Here is a 16,870-nt window from a genome sequence, read left to right on the forward strand (position 1 = left end):
TGCGCGCGATCTGGATGCAGGACCCGCTGTCGGGCGGAGAGATGTCCTGGAAAACGCCGGACAGCAAGCCGAGACCCGCACCGCCCGGGCGGGCAGTGCGGGTCCCCGGCCACGGAGCGGCTGCTACGCCACGATCCTGAACCGCTGGTTGAACTGGCCATCGCAGGCGTACTGGATGATCGGCGTGGCATCCGCCGGGCTGCGCCCCTTCACGTCGAAGCACTTGTTGGCGAACGTCCGGATCTCGAACTCACCGCCCCCGACCGGCAGGATCCTGAACCGCTGGTTGAACTGGCCATCGCAGGCGTACTGGATGATCGGCGTGGCATCCGCCGGGCTGCGCCCCTTCACGTCGAAGCACTTGTTGGCGAACGTCCGGATCTCGTACTCACCGCCCCCGACCGGGAGGATCCTGAACCGCTGGTTGAACTGGCCATCGCAGGCGTACTGGATGATCGGCGTGGCATCCGCCGGGCTGCGCCCCTTCACGTCGAAGCACTTGTCGGCGAACGTCCGGATCTCGAACTCACCGCCCTGCCGGACGTCCACGGCCGGTGCGGCCTGAGCCGCGGTGAAAGGCGCCAGAGCGGCGACCGCCATGCCCAGGACGGTCAGAGCACGCCATGCCTTCGAAGAAGAACGCACGAAGCCACCTCGTTCGTGAGAGGTTTACCTGTCCGCCCCAGCATCGCCCCCCGATCACCGCGAAGTTACGCAATCGTCCTGGTTTCACCCGGTTGCAGCAGCACGAACCCACCGACGATCGAGCCGGGGAAATCCCGCCCGCCGTCGCCGCAGCCCGTCCGGCGGGTCAGCCTCCCGCTCGTCCGCCCGGCGTCTGATCACCACTCAGATACCGCTCCAGACTGTCGACCTTGGAGGTCAGGCCGTCGGTCACCCCGTCGCGGATGTCCGCCTTGAGCACCACGCTGACCCGGTTCGACCTCTCGCGTACGGCGTCCACCGCCCGCTTGACCACGTCCATCACCTCGTCCCACTCCCCTTCGATGCTGGTGAACATCGCGTCGGTCCGATTCGGCAGACCGCTCTCCCGCACCACCCTGACGGCCGCGGCAACCGCCTCCCCGACGTCCTCGCCGATGCCCAACGGCGTGACACTGAACGCGACGATCACGATCGTTCCCTCCTCGCAGCCCAAGGCCGCACACCGGCCGCACGGCACCGGTCGACCGTACAACGCGGGCCCCGGAACAGCCGTCCACGGCAAGCCTTCCCGCGCCCCGGTCGGGCCGCGGTCGTCGGCAGCACGAGATCGGGCCCTCCCCCGATCAGCGGGGAAGGGCCCGAGCGAACTGCCGCCCGATCACAGGTAGAGACCGGTCGAGCCCTCCGTGTCGCCGAAACGGGTGGCCGCGACCGCGTGCAGGTCGCGCTCGCGCAGCAGCACGTAGGTGGCGCCGCGCACCTCGACCTCCAGCTTGTCCTCCGGGTCGTAGAGCACCCGGTCACCGGGCTCCACGGAGCGTACGCTCTGGCCGACGGCGACGGCCTCCGCCCATGCGCACCGCTTGCTCAGCTCGGCGGTCGCCGGGATGAGGATTCCGCCGGTCGAACGGCGTTCGCCCTCGCCCGCCTCGGTCTTCACCAGCACCCGGTCGTGCAACATCTTGATCGGCAGCTTCTCGCCCAGCCGGTCGTGACGGGGCTCCTCGTGCCGCTGGCTCTGCTCTGCATTCGTGCTCACGCCCCCGACGGTACCCGGCGCGTGCCGCGACCGTGACGCTGACCCGGTAAGCAGGCGGGCAGAGGGGAAGGGCCGGAACCTCCGGCCCCCTCTGTCACGCCGACCCCGAATACGGGCCTCAGCCCTGCTTACGCCTGCTGCGGGCGGAGGCGATCAGCAGCAGCACCCCGACACCCACCAGTGCGGCCGGCACGATCCGCTCCTGCCGCGGACGGCCGTTCGCGTCCGTGAAGTGCCCCTTCAACTGCTCCACGGCACCGTTCGCCGCCACGTACGCGCGCCCGGCCTTCTGCTCGACCGAGGCCAGCATCTTCGCCTTGGTCTGCGCGGCCACCGTGCTCGGGTGAACACGCATCGCGAGCTCATCGAGGTTCACCGCGAGCTGCTTGCGGGTCCGCTCGATGTCGGCCTCGATCTGGGCGGTCGTCCGCGCCGCCTTGCCCTCAGTGCCGGCCTTGCCCACTCGGGCCACCCCTTATCTGATCACTCGTCCTGTCCGTCAAGGCCAGTCTGTCAGCTGCCCCAGCCATCCGCGCGGCCCACCCACCATCGAGAGGTAAGTTGACCGTGGTACGACCACCAGTCCATCCACGAGGAGATCCCCATCGTGAGCGAGCGCCTCAAGGCCGGCGACACCGCCCCCGCCTTCACCCTGCCCGACGCCGACGGCAAGCAGGTATCCCTCGCCGACCACCTCGGCCGCAAGGTGATCGTCTACTTCTACCCCGCCGCTCTCACCCCCGGCTGCACCAAGCAGGCCTGCGACTTCACCGACAACCTGGAGGTCTTCGCCGGCGCCGGGTACGACGTCATCGGCATCTCGCCCGACAAGCCGGAGAAGCTCGGCAAGTTCCGCGAGACCGAGGACCTCAAGGTCACCCTGCTCTCCGACCCGGACAAGTCGGCGCTGGAGGCCTACGGCGCGTTCGGCGAGAAGCAGATGTACGGCAGGACCGTGGTCGGCGTGATCCGCTCCACCGTCATCGTCGACGAGCAGGGCAAGGTCGAGCACGCCCTGTACAACGTCAAGGCCACCGGCCACGTCGCCAAGCTGCTCCGCGACCTGAAGATCGCCGCGGCCTGACCCGGCTGCGCGCTGCACGGCCGGACGGCGCGAGAACGCAGCCCGGCCGGGCAGCGGCTCAGGGGGATGGTTCAAGGGTGCGGGGAGCGGTACGGCGGCGCACGGTCCCCCCTTTTCGCGAAGCCGCCGGATCAGCGCGAAGAGGGCCGCCGTCCCTGTACCGCCCGTGGCGTTGTTGAACCCCCGGGCGTGGCACACATCCCGTCGGGCCGACAGGACCGGTTGTCCACCGCCGCCGACGCCTGCGAGGGCACCGCCCCAGCGTGGCCACCAGCAGCCCAGCCGACCCGGCCGCCGCCGCGGCCGCGAACGCCACCCGCACACCGGTGGCAGCGGTGGGCGCTGCTCCGCCCTGGTTCTGATCAACACTCGGCCTCCAGGAGTGGGTGCCGGCACGCCCGTGGGGGGCGCGCGCGTGGAGGTTCGGGGGAAACCTCGCAGCTGACTTCCGGTCAACTCGCCGAAGTTGACGGGACGGCATTTGATCTGAACCACACGGGGTCAATAGGTCTGTACCAATTGGCAGCCAACCGTTGTCGAGTCCATGCGGTAACTGCTGTCGCATCCTCATCCTCTGGATGCCCGTGACCCGCTCGCCTGGCGCTCGTTTGTACGCGTGGGGGACGGGCGCCCAATCCACTCGCGGAGGCACCCGATGAGCGACACCTACGAGCCGACCAACGTCGCCGCGCAGGTCGCGCGTTCGCGAAACTGGAACGACCTGATGCGCAACCTCGGCGTCGAGATCAGCGGCGGCAGGCGAAAGCAGCTGCAGAAGGTCGCCAAGACGCTCGATCTCGACACCGGCCACTTCATGCGGACCAGCCCCTGGGTGAAGTACTCCGACTCGGCCATCGCCACCGCGGTGGCCGAGTCGACCAACCTGCGCGAGACCGCGCAGAAGCTGGGCGCCATCCCCGCCAGTGGCACCCTCTCCCACTTGCGGCGGCGCATTGCCCGGGCGGGCATCGACGTCAGCCACTTCCCGCAGATGAAACGAATCACCAGCCCCGATCTCCCTTTCACCCGAGAAGAGGTCGAACAGGCTGTCCACGCAGCATGCAGCGTGCGTGAAGCGGCAAGGTTGCTCGGGATAGCCGACGGGGACAGCGACACCCGTCGCCTGCTCGGCCAGGCGATCGTGCAACTGAAGCTTGACACCGCTCACTTCTCGCATCGCACCAGCACGGGCTTCGACGAGGCGAAGCTGCGCACGGCTGTTGCCGAATCCACCAGCTTCGCGCAGATCATGCGCCGGTTCGGGCTCGTCACAAACTCTGCGAACCATCGCAAAGTCCGCACTCACGTACACAAGCTGGGGCTGGACACCTCCCACTTCACCCGGCGGTCGACCGACCTTCCGCCCCGAGTGCCGACACAGCGGCAGCCCAGCGACGTCCTCCGGTTGCTGCCACCCGGGTCCACCCGGCTCAACCATCCCCGTCTACGGCGACCGATGGAATCGATCGGCATGCCTTACAAGTGCAACTCCTGCGGTAATCCCGGTGAGTGGATGGGCGGGCCGATCACGCTCCAGATCGATCACGTCAACGGCGACTGGCTCGACAACCGTCCGGAAAACCTCCGCTTCCTCTGCCCCAACTGCCATGCCCGCACGGAGACCTGGTGCGGCGGAAACCGAGGCAAGGTCCGGCTCAAGGGAAATGGAGGTGCCATCCGTTCTTCGAGCCAAGTAGCATGATGGTCAGCAGTACGGGCGGCCGTGGCGGAGCTGGTTAGACGCGCTGGGTTTAGGTCCCAGTGGGGTATTCCCCATGAGGGTTCGAATCCCTCCGGCCGTACGAGCCTTGGAATCGAAGGCCCACTCCCGAGTGATCGCGGAGTGGGCCTTCGTCGTGTCGACGTCCCGTCAGCCCAGCAGCTCGCGGACCACCGGCGCCAGCGCGCGGAAGGCCTGGCCTCGGTGGCTGATGGCGTTCTTCTCATCGGCGGTGAGCTCGGCGCAGGTGCGGCTCTCGCCGAGGGGCTGGAGGATCGGGTCGTAGCCGAAGCCGCCGTCGCCGGCCGGGGCGGTGCGCAGCGTGCCGGGCAGCCGCCCCTCGACCACGCGCTCGGTGCCGTCGGGGAGGGCGAGTGCGGCGGCGCAGGCGAAGTGGGCGCCGCGGTGCGGGTCGGCGATGTCGGAGAGCTGGGCGAGCAGCAGCTCCAGGTTGGCGCGGTCGTCGCCGTGCTTTCCGGCCCAGCGGGCGGAGAAGATGCCGGGGGCGCCGTTCAGGACGTCCACGCAGAGGCCGGAGTCGTCGGCGACGGCGGGCAGTCCGGTGGCCCGGGCGAGGGCGTGTGCCTTGAGGAGGGCGTTCTCGGCGAAGGTGGTGCCGGTTTCGGGTACGTCGGGGATCTCGGGGTAGGCGTCGGCGCCGACGAGTTCGACGTCCAGGCCGGCGTCGCCGAGGATGGCGCGCAGTTCGGAGACCTTGTGCTGGTTTCGGGTGGCGAGGACGAGGCGTCGGGTAGTCATGCCGTCCACCCTACTGACCTGGCCTGCCCGGGCCGTTCGCTCCGGTCGCCGGACGGTCCTACTTGGTGCAGACCTTGGTGAGTTGGGCGGCCGCGTCGCCGAGCGGCTTGAGGTCGGGTGTCTGCTTGTTGTCGATGGCCTGCTGGGCCTTGTCGGCCTGGGTGCGGAGGTCGTCGACGGCTTTGGCGAGGTCGGTGTCGCTGGAGTTGCGGCCGATCTGGTCGAGGCCCTGCTTGAGCTTCTGCAGGGCCTTGCCGGCGGCCTGCGGGTCCTTGTCGGCGTTGTTGTAGGCGCTGCCCGCGTCGGCGACGTCGCTGGTGATCTTCACTGCGGTGTTGCCGCAGTCGAGTGCTTTCTGGGCTGCGGAGCAGCTGATCGCGCTGAGTGGGAGGAGGAGGATGAGTGCGGCTGCGGCGAGGGTGGTGGAGCGGTTGATGCTGTGCTGCATCGCTGGTCCTCCGGTGGTGGCGCTGTGGTTGGTCCGGTAGGGGAGGACGGTCGGGTGGGTTCGGCCGGTTCCCGGGTCCGGACCACTGTGCGGAACGCTACGGGTTCCGGGTGGGCCTGTACAGCGTGGGCCGGTACGGCGGCGGTTCCCGGAACCCGTGGCGGTCCTGGCGGTTTGTCAGCTCTCCAGGGTCTCCAGGGCCTTGCGCTGGATCTGGTCGAGTTCGGCGCAGCCGAGGGTGCCGAGGTCGAGGAGCTGGTTGAGCAGGTCGCGGTCGAAGGGGGCGCCTTCGGCGGTGCCCTGGACTTCGACGAAGCGGCCGTCGGAGGTGCAGACGATGTTCATGTCGGTCTCGGCGCGGACGTCTTCCTCGTACTGGAGGTCGAGCATGGGGGTGCCGCCGACGATGCCGACGCTGACGGCGGAGACGCCGCCGGTGATGGGCTGGCTCTTGGCGCGCAGGAGCTTCCGGTCGCGGGCCCAGGAGATGGCGTCGACGAGGGCGACGTAGGCGCCGGTGATGGCGGCGGTGCGGGTGCCGCCGTCGGCCTGGAGGACGTCGCAGTCGAGGACGATGGTGTTCTCGGCGAGGGCGCGGTGGTCGACGACGGCGCGCAGCGAGCGGCCGATCAGGCGGCTGATTTCGTGGGTGCGGCCGCCGATCTTGCCGCGGACGGATTCGCGGTCGCCGCGGGTGTTGGTGGCGCGGGGGAGCATGGAGTATTCGGCGGTGACCCAGCCTTCGCCGGTGCCCTTGCGCCAGCGGGGGACGCCTTCGGTGACGCTGGCGGTGCAGAGCACTTTGGTGTCGCCGTAGGTGATGAGGACGGAGCCTTCGGCGTGCTTGCTCCAGCCTCGTTCGATGGTGATGGGGCGGAGCTGGTCGGGGGTGCGGCCGTCGATGCGTGACATAGCTTCCGAGCGTAGTCGTTCCCGGTGTGTGCGAAGAACGTGCGAAGGCCCGCCGGTGGTGGGGCCGGCGGGCCTTGTGGCTGGAGCCTGTGGGCTGGGTTACATCATGTCCTCGATCTCACCGGCGAGCGGGTCGGCGTCGGTGCCGATGACGACCTGGATCGCGGTGCCCATCTTCACGACACCGTGGGCGCCGGCGGCCTTGAGCGCGGCTTCATCGACGAGTTCGGGGTTGACGACCTCGGTGCGCAGGCGGGTGATGCAGCCCTCGACCTCTTCGATGTTGTCGATCCCGCCGAGGCCGGCGACGATCTTCTCAGCCTTGCTGGCCATGTCTTTCTCCCTCTGTCTCGGCGCGTCGGCTGCTCTGCCGGGTGCCGTGCTGCTCGGTGCTGGGGTTCCCCGGCCGGGGGCCGGGGCGGGTGGCTGCCGGAGTTGATGCGGGCTCAGCTGTGTTGCGCCGTAGGGCAGCGCGACCAGCATCACCCGGGACTGCCCGGTGTGCCATGTCAGGCCACTTATGGAGCATTCCGGCGCGCACGGTACTGATCTTCACCCGAGAATGAACGATCAGTGGGGCCTGCGGCCCGGCGCGTCAACCCCGTCGATAGTGGTCTACACCAATCTTAGGTGCACTTCGCACAACGCGGGACCGAACCCCAGGGTTCCGCGACCGCCACCGCTCCTGGAGGGCGAGGATGGGCTCAGCAGGCGCCGCCGTCCCGCAGCGCCGGCGGTGGCACGACCTCTACGGCGGCCTGCAGAAGACGGGGTTCGACCTGAGGACCCCGGGGCGCGAGGGCGAGGCCGACGTCGAGGACGTCGCCAAGGCCTGAGCGGACCCTTGATGCGGCCGGGGAAATTCCCGGCCCGAATCGTTCGGCGACGGGCGCCGCTTTTGTTGCGCAACTCTCCAAAATCACGGCCACCCCGGGTGGTCGCGATCATTGATCCGCAACAAGGTTTCGATTTCATAGCGCTTCCCGGCGGTGCGGCTTTCGACCCTTTCCCCCCTCGTCCGCACGTGCTACAAAGCTGGTCTACACCACTAGTGGTGTAGACCAGTTCGCGGTTCGGCCCCCAATGGACGTCCCCCCTGTCCGATCCGCCCTGTCGTTAGGAACCATCCCCCATGAGTACGACTGCGCAGGCATCGTCGCCCGCCGCGGCACCGGCCCCCTCCCCCGCCAAGCAGTTCGGCCAGAACCTGCTGCAGGGCCTGCAGAAGATGGGACGCAGCCTCCAGCTCCCCATCGCTGTCCTGCCCGCGGCCGGCCTGCTGCTGCGGCTGGGCCAGGATGACGTCTTCGGCAAGGACGGCCTCGGCTGGAACAAGGTCGCCGCGGTGTTCTCCACCGCCGGCGGTGCCGTCTTCGACAACCTCCCGCTGCTGTTCGCCGTGGGCATCGCGATCGGCTTCGCCAAGAAGGCGGACGGCTCCACCGCGCTCGCCGCCCTGGTCGGCTTCCTGACCTACAAGAACGTGCTGACCGCGTTCCCGATCACCGAAGGCCACATCGCAGGCGGAAAGTGGGTCGCCGCGACCTACCAGAACCCCGGTGTGCTCGGCGGTATCGTCATCGGCCTGCTCAGCGCGGTCATCTGGCAGCGGTGCCACCGCGTCAGGCTGGTCGACTGGCTCGGCTTCTTCAACGGCCGCCGACTGGTCCCGATCATCATGTCCTTCGTCGGCACCGCCGTCGGTGTGCTCTTCGCCCTCTGCTGGGGGCCGGTCGGCGACGCCATCGGCAGCCTCAACAACACCCTGATCGGTGCCGGGGCCGTCGGCGCCGGTGCGTTCGGCCTGATCAACCGCGCCCTGATCCCGGTCGGCATGCACCAGTTCGTCAACTCCTACGCCTGGTTCCAGGCCGGTGACTACACCAAGGCGGACGGCACCGTCGTCCACGGCGACCTGACCCGCTTCTTCGCCGGCGACCCGAGCGCCGGTCAGTTCATGTCGGGCTTCTACCCGATCATGATGTTCGCGCTCCCGGCCGCCGCCATCGCCATCGCGCACTGCGCCCGTCCCGAGCGCCGGCCGGCCGTGCTGGGCATGATGATCTCGCTCGCGCTGACCTCGTTCGCCACCGGTGTCACCGAGCCGATCGAGTTCTCCTTCATGTTCATCGCCCCGGTCCTGTACGCGATCCACGCCGTACTGACCGCCCTGTCGATGGGCATCACCTGGGCGCTGGGCGTCCACGACGGGTTCACCTTCTCCGGCGGCCTGATCGACTACGGCCTGTCCTGGAGCAAGGCCACCGAGCCCTGGCTGATCATCCCGATCGGCCTGGTCTTCGCGGCGCTGTACTACGTGCTGTTCCGCTTCGCGATCACCAAGTTCAACCTCCCCACCCCGGGCCGCGAGCCCGAGGAGGAGATCGAGGACGTCACCAAGGCCTGACGCTCCGAGCCGAAGAGCGTCGGCGCCGGGCCAGCGGGCCCGGAGGCGAGCAGCAGCCCCGACCGGCCACGGACCCCGCCCCGCGCACGCGAGGCGGGGTCCGTCCGTTCACCGGGCACCCCGCACCGGCGGGGGCTCAGACCTCGTACGTCGCGCCGGCGCGGGCCAGTTCGATCGGGCCGTGGTACTCCTTGGCCGCGTCCCTCCGGTTGCCCTCGGCGTCCGTCCACGGCGGGATGTGGGTGAGCACCAGGCGTCCCACCCCGGCGGCCGCGGCGTGCTCGCCGGCCTGGCGGCCGTTGAGGTGGACGGCCTCGATCTCCTCCTTGCCGTGGGTGAACGCGGCCTCGCAGAGGAAGAGGTCGGCCCCTCGGGCGAGTTCGACCAGTTCGGGGCTCTCCCCGGTGTCGCCCGAGTAGACCAGGCTGCGGCCGTTGTGCTCGATCCGGAAGGCGTACGCCTCGACCGGGTGGTTCACGGGTACGGCGGTGACCCGCAGCGGGCCCAGCTGGAAACTGCCCGAGTTCAGGGTGTGGAAGTCGAAGACCTCCTTCATCCCCGGCTCCTCGGGCATGTCGTACGCCCGGGCGAGCCGCTCGGCGGTGCCGTGCGGGCCGTACACCGGGATGGCGACGGGGCACCCCTCCACCCGGTAGTTGCGGGCGACCCAGTACGCGCACAGGTCGATGCAGTGGTCCGCGTGCAGATGGGTGAGCAGGACCGCGTCGACCTCGTACAGTCCGCAGTAGTTCTGCAGGGCACCGAGGGCGCCGTTGCCGAGATCCAGGACGGCGCGGTAGCCGTCGGCCTCGACCAGGTAGCTGGAGCAGGGCGAGTCGACGGACGGGAAGCTCCCCGAGCACCCCACCACGGTCAGTTTCATGCCGAGCCCCTCCGCCCCGCTGGGTCATGGTCCGCATCCGCTGCCACTACCTGCCGGTAGCGCTGTGTTCGCCTGTCGAGAGTACGGGCGCGGAGGCACTCTGTCCCCGTCCCCGTGCCGGGCTGTGGCTGGAATCACCAGAACGGGCCGGGCCCGCGCCGCCGCCCGCACAGACCCTCGACCCGGGTCGCACACACGCTCGTTCAGCGACGGCCCGGCCGGTTGCGGGCCCAGGTCCGGATGCCCTCCGGATACCAGCGCGGATGGCCGCCCGCGTCGACGAGGTCCGGCTCGGGGAGCAGTCCGTGCCGGCGGAGGTTGCGGACGCTGTCGGGCTGGACGTTGATATGCCGGGCGATCTCCGCGTAGGACCACAGTTCACAGCTGCGCGGGCTCATCGTGGACCACCTTCGGGCGAGGTTCTCCGAGGCCGATCTCGGGGGGCGTGGAGACCAGACCCTTCCGGCCCGCCCGCGCGCTCCGGCGCACCACCCGCGCCCCGTCACCGTCCTGTGACCGACCGGAGGTCAGACACGGACAATTTCCGGAATGTCACGGATCCACGCACCAGGAGGGCGCGGCACCCGCCGGGTGCCGCGCCCTCCAACAGGACCGACGTGCCGTCAGGCCCAGAGTTGCCCCTGGAGCGCCTCGACGGCCTCCTCGGTGGTGGCGGCGGTGTAGATACCGGTGGACAGGTACTTCCAGCCGCCGTCGGCGACCACGAAGACCACGTCCGCCCGTTCGCCCGCCTGCGCCGCCTTGCGGCCGACGCCGATCGCGGCGTGCAGGATCGCGCCGCTGGAGACACCCGCGAAGATGCCCTCCTGCTGCAGGAGTTCACGGGTACGGCGCACCGCATCGGCCGAGCCGACGCTGAACCGGGTGGAGAGCACCTCGGCGTCGTACAGCTCGGGGACGAAGCCCTCGTCGAGGTTGCGCAGCCCGTACACCAGGTCGTCGTAGCGCGGTTCGGCGGCGATGATCCGGATGCCGGGGACCTTCTCCCGCAGGTAGCGGCCGACGCCCATCAGCGTGCCGGTGGTACCCAGTCCGGCGACGAAGTGGGTGACGGTCGGCAGGTCGGCGAGGATCTCGGGGCCGGTGGTGGCGTAGTGCGCACCGGCATTGTCCGGGTTGCCGTACTGGTAGAGCATCACCCAGTCGGGGTGCTCGGCCGCGATCTCCTTGGCGATCCGCACGGCGGTGTTGGAACCGCCGGCCGCGGGCGAGGAGATGATCTCGGCGCCCCACATCCGCAGCAGCTCGCGGCGTTCCTCGCTGGTGTTCTCCGGCATCACGCAGACCATGCGGTAGCCCTTGAGCCTGGCCGCCATGGCGAGCGAGATCCCGGTGTTGCCGCTGGTGGGCTCCAGGATGGTGCAGCCGGGGGTGAGCCGGCCGGCCGCCTCGGCCCGCTCGATCATGTGCAGGGCCGGGCGGTCCTTGATCGAGCCTGTCGGGTTGCGGTCCTCCAGCTTGGCCCAGAGGCTGACCAGGCCTTCCGTGTTGCCGGGGATGGCGGCGGAGAGCCTGGGCAGGCGGACCAGCGGCGTGTTGCCGACGGCTTCGAGCGGACTGTCGTAGCGCACGGGGCCTCCGGCGGCGGTGAGTCGGGCGGGCGGGGGGAAGCTCAGCGGGCTCCGCCGGCCACGGCGGGGAGGATGGTGATGCTGTCGCCGTCGGAGAGCTCCGTGGTGACACCGCTGAGGAAGCGGACGTCCTCGTCGTTCAGGTAGACGTTGACGAAGCGGCGCAGCTCGCCGGTCTCCTCCAGCAGGCGTGCGGCGATGCCCGTGTGGCGGGTGTCCAGGTCGGCGAAGAGCTCACCGAGGTTGCCGCCGGTGCCCTCGACGGCCTTGGCGCCGTCGGTGTAGGTGCGGAGGATGGTCGGGATGCGGACCTCGATGGCCATGGCTGCGCTCCTGTGGAGTCGGTCGGGGTGCCGCAGGGCTCGCGGCAAGGAGGGGTGGCCCCGGGTGGGGCGGCGGTTCGGTGCCGAGGTCAGCTGGCGTCGGCGGTCGTGTCGATGAGCGGCTCCGCCGCGGGGGGACAGATCGAACTGGCGAGCCGGCACAGGTCGATGTGCAGGCGCGCCACGAGGCGGATGCCCGGGGCCTGGTTGCTCACATCGACGGAACGCATGGGCTCATCGTATAGATTCCCGGCCCGGCAGCGGCATCTCCGTCTTGCGATACGGATGTTTCCGTTCCTCCACTTGAGATGCGCCCCAAACGGAAGGGCCCGCCGCACCGTCCGTGGGCGGTGCGGCGGGCCCCTGTCGAGGCGGGCTGTCAGGCGTCGACGACCTGGACGCCTTCCTCCGTGATCACGCCGTCCACGATGCGGAACGAGCGGAACTCGAACGGGTCGCCCTCGCCGTTGCCCTCGGCCGTGGAGACCAGGACGTAGTGGGCGTTCGGCTCGGAGGCGTAGCTGACGTCGGTGCGCGAGGGGTAGGCCTCGGTGGCGGTGTGCGAGTGGTAGACCACCACCGGCTCCTCGCCCCGGTCGTCCATCTCCCGGTAGAGCTTCAGCAGGTCACCGGAGTCGAACTCGTAGAACGTGGGCGAGCGGGCCGCGTTGAGCATCGGGATGAAGCGCTCGGGGCGGTCGCTGCCGGCCGGTCCGGCGATCACGCCGCAAGCCTCGTCCGGATGGTCGGCGCGGGCGTGGGCCATGATCGCGTCGTGCAGCTCTCGGGTGATGGTCAGCATGCGGTCAGGATAGCCACGCCCCCTCGCCGGATCTGAGCCCCGTCTCAGCTGCCGGACCCGACGTGCAGGTGGTCGTGCGCCTGGGCGTGGACGGCCTCCGGGCGGATGCGCTTGAGCACCTGGTAGCCGACCACCAGCAGCACCGCCCAGCCCGGGAAGACGTAGAGCGAGATCCGGTTGTCCGGGTCGAAGCCGATCAGCACGACGACCAGGGCCAGGAAGAGCAGCGCGGCCCAGCTGGCCACCACACCGCCGGGCGCCTTGAAGCTGGGCGGCGGCAGGTGCCCGTTCTTCCAGGCCCGGTGGTAGCGGATCTGGCAGATCAGGATCATCGCCCAGGTCCAGACGCCGCAGACGGTCGCGACCGAGGTGATGTACTCGAACGCATTGGCCGGGGTCACGTAGTTGAGCACCACCCCCAGACCCATCAGCGCGCAGGAGACGGTGATCGCGGCGGCCGGGGTCTTGCGGGCGTTGAGCGGGGTCAGCCGCGCGGGGGCCTGGCCGCGCAGGGCGAGGTCGCGCAGCATCCGGCCGGTGGAGTACATGCCGGAGTTGCAGGAGGAGAGCGCCGCGGTGAGCACCACGAAGTTGATGATGCCGGCCGCGGCCGGGATCCCGATCTTGCCGAAGGCGGCCACGAACGGGCTGACGCCGGGCTGGAACTCGGTCCACGGGACCAGGGCCAGGATGATGATCAGCGCGCCGATGTAGAACAGCGCGATCCGCCAGGGCAGCGTGTTGATCGCCCGGGGCAGGGTCTTCTCGGGGTTCTCGCTCTCCCCCGCGGTGACGCCGACCAGTTCGACACCGAGGTAGGCGAACATGACGATCTGCAGGGTCATCACGGTCGAGCCGATGCCCTTGGGGAAGAAGCCGCCGTCACGCCACAGGTGGGTGACCGATGCCGTGTCACCCGCCTTGCTGAAGCCGAGGGTGAGCACCCCGATGCCGATCAGGATCATGCCGATGATCGCCGTCACCTTGATCATCGAGAACCAGAACTCGATCTCCCCGAAGACCTTCACCGAGATCAGGTTGGCGGCGTAGAGGACCACCAGGAAGCCCAGCGCGCTGACCCACTGCGGGATTCCGGGCTGCCAGTACCTCACGTAGACGGCGGCGGCGGTGGTCTCGGCCATGCCGGTGACCACCCAGAACAGCCAGTACGTCCAGCCGGTGACGTACCCGGCGAAGGGGCCGAGGAACTCCCGGGCGTACTCGGCGAAGCTGCCGGAGACCGGACGATAGGTCAGCAGTTCCCCCAGCGCCCGCATGATCGCGAAGATCACCAGGCCGGCCACCGCGTAGCTCAGGATCAGACTGGGGCCCGCCTTGGAGATGGCGGTGCCCGCGCCGAGGAAGAGGCCGGTACCGATGGCGCCGCCGATGGCGATCATCTGGATCTGGCGGCTGCCCAGCCCGCGGGCGTAGCCCTCCTCGTCCGGCTCGGTATCGACGACTTCGTCGTACGCCTGATCGGCCATGGCCACCGTCCTTGGTTCGTGGGGGAAAGAAGGAGAAATACCACGGTGTGCCCGAATACCGAGCCCATCTGAGCGTTATTTGAGCATGGCATGTCCGGTTCTGCGATAGTTCGCCGGAAATGAGATAACCCCCTGTCCAAAAGGTGGACAGGGGGTTACCGGTCGTTAACGTTCAGTCGGCCATCGCGGCGAGCAGCGACTCCTGGATGCCGCCCAACCAGAGGTAGGCCATCACCAGCGGCTTGCGCGGATCGCTGTCCGGCAGCCCGTAGAAGTCCTCGTCGTCCTGGGCGACTTCCAGCCGGGCGCCCAGGGTCAGCCGCAGGTCGTTCAGCGCGCCCAGCCAGTGCCGACAGTCGGCCGCCTCGACCTCCACCGCGCCGCCCTCGCCGCCGAGCCCGTCCAGCGCCTTGATCACGTTCAGCGCGTCGTCCCGCTTGCGGGTCCGCAGGTCCGGCTCGGTGTACCGGCGGAACTCGCCGGCCATCGCCCTGGTCTCCAGATCGGCCGCCGCCCCCGGCTCGCCGTACGCGTCCGGGAACAGCCGGGCCAGCGCCGGGTCGACGGGCGCCTCGGTCGGCCCTTCGGCGAACAGCGCCGCCAGCGGGTCGCCGCCGCCCTCGCCCGGACCGGGCCCGATCAGTTCCAGCATCTGCACCTCGAGCGAGCGCAGGATGGACGCCTCCAGCTCGTCCAGCACGATCACCGCGCCGCCGTCGCCGGCACTCTCGAACAACCCAGCCATGAGTCCCTATCAGCCCGTCTTCGTCGTATGTCGTTACCGCCCGTTCGACTCCGGGCGATCCTGTCCGGTGCCGACGCTCACTCCCCTCCCAGCCACCGGGCGGGGGCTGCAAGGCCCCGCTCCGGTGCGCTCCCGACCACGACCGGGAGCACCCCTTGACCCGCCCGCCGACGTCGGCAGACCCTGCGGCCCGCAGGTCCCGGCAGGTGGAGCGTGCGGTCAATCGTGCTGGAGGGTCGCCCACAGTCCGTAGCCGTGCATCGCCTGCACGTCCCGCTCCATCTCCTCGCGGGAGCCGCTGGAGACCACCGCCCTGCCCCTGGTGTGCACCTCCATCATCAGCTTCCTGGCCTTGTCCTTGGGAAAGCCGAAGTAGGCCTGGAAGACGTACTGGACGTAGCTCATCAGGTTGACCGGGTCGTTGTGGACGATCGTCACCCAAGGGGTGTCCGGCTCCACCGCCGGAATGCCTTCTACCTCCGGGCGCTCGATCTCCACGGGCGCGACACTCACGGCGGACACTCCTCATCAGGACACGGTTTCCGCCTCTCATGCTTCCATCCGAGGGAGGTCCCGGCGAATCCGGGTCACCCCACCCGGACAGAAATCGTCACTTTGACGCTAAGTGGTAGTAGCATCATCCTCATGGACGCCATCACCGCGCACCACTCCACTGCGCTGCTCACCGACCGTTACGAGCTGACCATGCTGCAGGCCGCCCTGCGCAGCGGAGCGGCACACCGCCGCTCGGTCTTCGAGGTGTTCACCCGGCGGCTGCCCAACGGCCGCCGCTACGGCGTGGTGGCCGGGACCGGACGGCTGCTGGACGCGATCGAGAACTTCCGCTTCACCGGCGCCCAACTGGACTGGCTCGGCGACCAGGGCGTCGTCGAGGAGGACACCCTGGAGTACCTGGCGAACTACCGGTTCACCGGCGATGTGCACGGCTACCCCGAGGGCGAGGTCTACTTCCCGGGCTCGCCGATCCTCACCGTCGAGGGCAGCTTCGCCGAGGCGGTCATCCTGGAGACCGTCATCCTCTCGGTCCTCAACCACGACTCGGCGATCGCCGCCGCCGCGTCCCGGATGACCAGTGCCGCCGGGGACCGCCCCTGCATCGAGATGGGCGCCCGCCGGGCCCACGAGAGCGGCGCCGTGGCCGCCGCCCGTGCCGCGTACATCGCCGGTTTCACCGCCACCTCCGACCTGGAGGCCGGTTACACCTACGGCATCCCGACCGCCGGCACCGCCGCCCACGCCTTCACCCTGCTGCACGACAGCGAGCGGGACGCCTTCACCGCCCAGGTCGAGTCGATGGGCCGGGGCACCACCCTGCTGGTGGACACCTACGACCTGGCCGAGGCGGTCCGCACCGCCGTCGAGGTGGCCGGGCCGACCCTCGGCGCCGTCCGGATCGACTCCGGCGACCTCACCCTGCTCGCCCACCGGGTCCGCCGCCAACTGGACGAGCTGGGTGCCGAGAAGACCCGGATCATCGTCACCTCAGACCTGGACGAGTACGCCATCGCCGCACTCGCCGCCGCCCCCGTCGACGGCTACGGCGTCGGCACCAGCCTGGTCACCGGCAGCGGGCACCCGACCTGCGCGATGGTGTACAAGCTGGTCGCCCGGGCCACCACGCCGGACGGTCCGCTGGTCTCGGTCGCCAAGCGCTCGGCCGGCGGCAAGACCAGCGTCGGCGGCCGCAAGTGGGCCGCCCGGCGGCCCGACGCGGACGGAGTGGCCGAGGCCGAGGTGGTCGGGACCGGGCCGGTGCCCGAGGCGCTGGCGCCGCACCTGCTGCACGTCCCGCTGGTGACCGGCGGCGAGGTGGTGGGCCGCGAACCGCTCACCGCCGCCAGGGAGCGCCACAAGCGCGCCCGCGCCGCCCTCCCGCTGTCGGCCACCCAGCTCTCCAAGGGCGAGCCGGTACTGGCCACCGAACTGCTCACCTCCTGACACCCCGTGGGCGCGGGCGAGAGCCTGCGCGGCCGCCGCCGAAG

General features: G+C 69.7%; 22 protein-coding genes and 1 tRNA gene. 6 read left to right on the forward strand and 17 right to left on the reverse strand.

The annotated features are described in order from the left end of the window. Positions 1-123 precede the first annotated feature (123 nt). From ABD369_RS11745 to ABD369_RS11760, 4 genes are all read right to left on the reverse strand, one after another. Positions 124-645, reverse strand: coding sequence for an RICIN domain-containing protein (locus tag ABD369_RS11745; RefSeq protein WP_344636258.1), 522 nt, complete (start codon positions 643-645; stop codon positions 124-126). 166 nt (positions 646-811) lie between these two features. Beyond that, a complete protein-coding gene (locus ABD369_RS11750) occupies positions 812-1,135 on the reverse strand; it encodes an MTH1187 family thiamine-binding protein (protein WP_344636259.1) in 324 nt (107 codons plus the stop codon). A 189-nt stretch (positions 1,136-1,324) separates the two neighbouring features. Next, positions 1,325-1,627, reverse strand: a complete 303-nt coding sequence (locus ABD369_RS11755; RefSeq protein ID WP_145797298.1) for a GroES family chaperonin — start codon at positions 1,625-1,627, stop codon at positions 1,325-1,327. A gap of 196 nt (positions 1,628-1,823) precedes the next feature. Next, the gene (locus ABD369_RS11760) at positions 1,824-2,168 is read right to left on the reverse strand and encodes a DUF3618 domain-containing protein (protein ID WP_344636260.1); all 345 of its coding nucleotides are present in this window, start codon (positions 2,166-2,168) and stop codon (positions 1,824-1,826) included. Positions 2,169-2,312: 144 nt separating this feature from the next. Between ABD369_RS11760 and bcp the strand changes: the two genes are divergently transcribed. The 3 genes from bcp to ABD369_RS11775 all read left to right on the forward strand — a co-directional run bounded on the left by bcp (position 2,313) and on the right by ABD369_RS11775 (position 4,591). Next, positions 2,313-2,789, forward strand: coding sequence for a thioredoxin-dependent thiol peroxidase (gene bcp / locus ABD369_RS11765; protein WP_344636261.1), 477 nt, complete (start codon positions 2,313-2,315; stop codon positions 2,787-2,789). A gap of 655 nt (positions 2,790-3,444) precedes the next feature. Next, positions 3,445-4,491: an HNH endonuclease signature motif containing protein gene (locus ABD369_RS11770; protein ID WP_344636262.1), complete on the forward strand. Its 1,047-nt coding sequence runs from the start codon at positions 3,445-3,447 to the stop codon at positions 4,489-4,491. Between the two features lie 15 nt (positions 4,492-4,506). Next, a tRNA-Leu gene (locus tag ABD369_RS11775) sits at positions 4,507-4,591 on the forward strand. 68 nt (positions 4,592-4,659) lie between these two features. Here the strand turns inward: ABD369_RS11775 and rdgB are convergent. The 4 genes from rdgB to ABD369_RS11795 all read right to left on the reverse strand — a co-directional run bounded on the left by rdgB (position 4,660) and on the right by ABD369_RS11795 (position 6,961). Beyond that, positions 4,660-5,268 carry an RdgB/HAM1 family non-canonical purine NTP pyrophosphatase gene (gene rdgB / locus ABD369_RS11780; protein WP_344636263.1) on the reverse strand — a complete coding sequence of 203 codons (609 nt, stop codon included), beginning with the start codon at positions 5,266-5,268 and terminating at the stop codon, positions 4,660-4,662. 58 nt (positions 5,269-5,326) lie between these two features. After that, entirely contained in the window at positions 5,327-5,716 is a 390-nt protein-coding gene (locus ABD369_RS11785; RefSeq protein WP_344636264.1) for a hypothetical protein, read from the reverse strand. Between the two features lie 177 nt (positions 5,717-5,893). Continuing rightward, positions 5,894-6,628 carry a ribonuclease PH gene (rph, locus tag ABD369_RS11790; RefSeq protein ID WP_344636265.1) on the reverse strand — a complete coding sequence of 245 codons (735 nt, stop codon included), beginning with the start codon at positions 6,626-6,628 and terminating at the stop codon, positions 5,894-5,896. 99 nt (positions 6,629-6,727) lie between these two features. Continuing rightward, positions 6,728-6,961 (reverse strand): PTS sugar transporter subunit IIB, encoded by a 234-nt coding sequence (locus ABD369_RS11795; RefSeq protein ID WP_344636266.1) that lies wholly within the window; start codon positions 6,959-6,961, stop codon positions 6,728-6,730. A 365-nt stretch (positions 6,962-7,326) separates the two neighbouring features. Here ABD369_RS11795 and ABD369_RS11800 point away from each other — a divergent pair, with 365 nt between their 5' ends. Further along, positions 7,327-7,464: a hypothetical protein gene (locus ABD369_RS11800; RefSeq protein WP_344636267.1), complete on the forward strand. Its 138-nt coding sequence runs from the start codon at positions 7,327-7,329 to the stop codon at positions 7,462-7,464. A gap of 296 nt (positions 7,465-7,760) precedes the next feature. After that, entirely contained in the window at positions 7,761-9,035 is a 1,275-nt protein-coding gene (locus ABD369_RS11805) for a PTS transporter subunit EIIC (protein WP_344636268.1), read from the forward strand. 136 nt (positions 9,036-9,171) lie between these two features. On the opposite strand, the gene ABD369_RS11810 is transcribed toward ABD369_RS11805, so the two are convergent. From ABD369_RS11810 to clpS, 9 genes are all read right to left on the reverse strand, one after another. Then, positions 9,172-9,918, reverse strand: a complete 747-nt coding sequence (locus ABD369_RS11810; RefSeq protein WP_344636269.1) for an MBL fold metallo-hydrolase — start codon at positions 9,916-9,918, stop codon at positions 9,172-9,174. 203 nt (positions 9,919-10,121) lie between these two features. Beyond that, positions 10,122-10,316: a MarR family transcriptional regulator gene (locus ABD369_RS11815; protein ID WP_344636270.1), complete on the reverse strand. Its 195-nt coding sequence runs from the start codon at positions 10,314-10,316 to the stop codon at positions 10,122-10,124. A gap of 225 nt (positions 10,317-10,541) precedes the next feature. After that, positions 10,542-11,510: a PLP-dependent cysteine synthase family protein gene (locus tag ABD369_RS11820; RefSeq protein ID WP_344636271.1), complete on the reverse strand. Its 969-nt coding sequence runs from the start codon at positions 11,508-11,510 to the stop codon at positions 10,542-10,544. 41 nt (positions 11,511-11,551) lie between these two features. Then, a complete protein-coding gene (locus ABD369_RS11825; protein WP_344636272.1) occupies positions 11,552-11,833 on the reverse strand; it encodes a MoaD/ThiS family protein in 282 nt (93 codons plus the stop codon). Positions 11,834-11,922: 89 nt separating this feature from the next. Further along, positions 11,923-12,063: a putative leader peptide gene (locus ABD369_RS11830; protein WP_344636273.1), complete on the reverse strand. Its 141-nt coding sequence runs from the start codon at positions 12,061-12,063 to the stop codon at positions 11,923-11,925. A gap of 149 nt (positions 12,064-12,212) precedes the next feature. Then, a complete protein-coding gene (locus ABD369_RS11835) occupies positions 12,213-12,635 on the reverse strand; it encodes a M67 family metallopeptidase (RefSeq protein WP_344636274.1) in 423 nt (140 codons plus the stop codon). Between the two features lie 44 nt (positions 12,636-12,679). Next, on the reverse strand, positions 12,680-14,122 hold the full coding sequence (locus tag ABD369_RS11840) for an amino acid permease (RefSeq protein WP_344636275.1): 1,443 nt from the start codon (positions 14,120-14,122) through the stop codon (positions 12,680-12,682). Between the two features lie 172 nt (positions 14,123-14,294). Then, positions 14,295-14,867, reverse strand: a complete 573-nt coding sequence (locus ABD369_RS11845) for a DUF2017 domain-containing protein (protein ID WP_344636276.1) — start codon at positions 14,865-14,867, stop codon at positions 14,295-14,297. Between the two features lie 219 nt (positions 14,868-15,086). Next, positions 15,087-15,380 (reverse strand): ATP-dependent Clp protease adapter ClpS, encoded by a 294-nt coding sequence (clpS, locus tag ABD369_RS11850; protein WP_344636277.1) that lies wholly within the window; start codon positions 15,378-15,380, stop codon positions 15,087-15,089. A gap of 132 nt (positions 15,381-15,512) precedes the next feature. Between clpS and ABD369_RS11855 the strand changes: the two genes are divergently transcribed. After that, positions 15,513-16,826, forward strand: coding sequence for a nicotinate phosphoribosyltransferase (locus ABD369_RS11855; protein WP_344636278.1), 1,314 nt, complete (start codon positions 15,513-15,515; stop codon positions 16,824-16,826). The last annotated feature ends 44 nt before the right edge of the window (positions 16,827-16,870 follow it).

It is taken from the genome of Kitasatospora cystarginea (assembly GCF_039533515.1).
GTDB lineage: Bacteria > Actinomycetota > Actinomycetes > Streptomycetales > Streptomycetaceae > Kitasatospora > Kitasatospora cystarginea.

What these genes read in the sequence shown, in the direction of transcription:
- ABD369_RS11795 (WP_344636266.1), bottom strand. Translation starts at nt 6,961, where the DNA reads ATGGCCAGCAAGGCTGAGAAGATCGTCGCCGGCCTCGGCGGGATCGAC.
- ABD369_RS11785 (WP_344636264.1), bottom strand. Translation starts at nt 5,716, where the DNA reads ATGCAGCACAGCATCAACCGCTCCACCACCCTCGCCGCAGCCGCACTC.
- ABD369_RS11830 (WP_344636273.1), bottom strand. Translation starts at nt 12,063, where the DNA reads ATGCGTTCCGTCGATGTGAGCAACCAGGCCCCGGGCATCCGCCTCGTG.
- rdgB (WP_344636263.1), bottom strand. Translation starts at nt 5,268, where the DNA reads ATGACTACCCGACGCCTCGTCCTCGCCACCCGAAACCAGCACAAGGTC.
- ABD369_RS11840 (WP_344636275.1), bottom strand. Translation starts at nt 14,122, where the DNA reads ATGGCCGATCAGGCGTACGACGAAGTCGTCGATACCGAGCCGGACGAG.
- ABD369_RS11835 (WP_344636274.1), bottom strand. Translation starts at nt 12,635, where the DNA reads ATGCTGACCATCACCCGAGAGCTGCACGACGCGATCATGGCCCACGCC.
- rph (WP_344636265.1), bottom strand. Translation starts at nt 6,628, where the DNA reads ATGTCACGCATCGACGGCCGCACCCCCGACCAGCTCCGCCCCATCACC.
- ABD369_RS11805 (WP_344636268.1), top strand. Translation starts at nt 7,761, where the DNA reads ATGAGTACGACTGCGCAGGCATCGTCGCCCGCCGCGGCACCGGCCCCC.
- ABD369_RS11825 (WP_344636272.1), bottom strand. Translation starts at nt 11,833, where the DNA reads ATGGCCATCGAGGTCCGCATCCCGACCATCCTCCGCACCTACACCGAC.
- ABD369_RS11770 (WP_344636262.1), top strand. Translation starts at nt 3,445, where the DNA reads ATGAGCGACACCTACGAGCCGACCAACGTCGCCGCGCAGGTCGCGCGT.
- ABD369_RS11815 (WP_344636270.1), bottom strand. Translation starts at nt 10,316, where the DNA reads ATGAGCCCGCGCAGCTGTGAACTGTGGTCCTACGCGGAGATCGCCCGG.
- ABD369_RS11845 (WP_344636276.1), bottom strand. Translation starts at nt 14,867, where the DNA reads ATGGCTGGGTTGTTCGAGAGTGCCGGCGACGGCGGCGCGGTGATCGTG.
- ABD369_RS11855 (WP_344636278.1), top strand. Translation starts at nt 15,513, where the DNA reads ATGGACGCCATCACCGCGCACCACTCCACTGCGCTGCTCACCGACCGT.
- ABD369_RS11755 (WP_145797298.1), bottom strand. Translation starts at nt 1,627, where the DNA reads ATGTTGCACGACCGGGTGCTGGTGAAGACCGAGGCGGGCGAGGGCGAA.
- ABD369_RS11800 (WP_344636267.1), top strand. Translation starts at nt 7,327, where the DNA reads ATGGGCTCAGCAGGCGCCGCCGTCCCGCAGCGCCGGCGGTGGCACGAC.
- ABD369_RS11810 (WP_344636269.1), bottom strand. Translation starts at nt 9,918, where the DNA reads ATGAAACTGACCGTGGTGGGGTGCTCGGGGAGCTTCCCGTCCGTCGAC.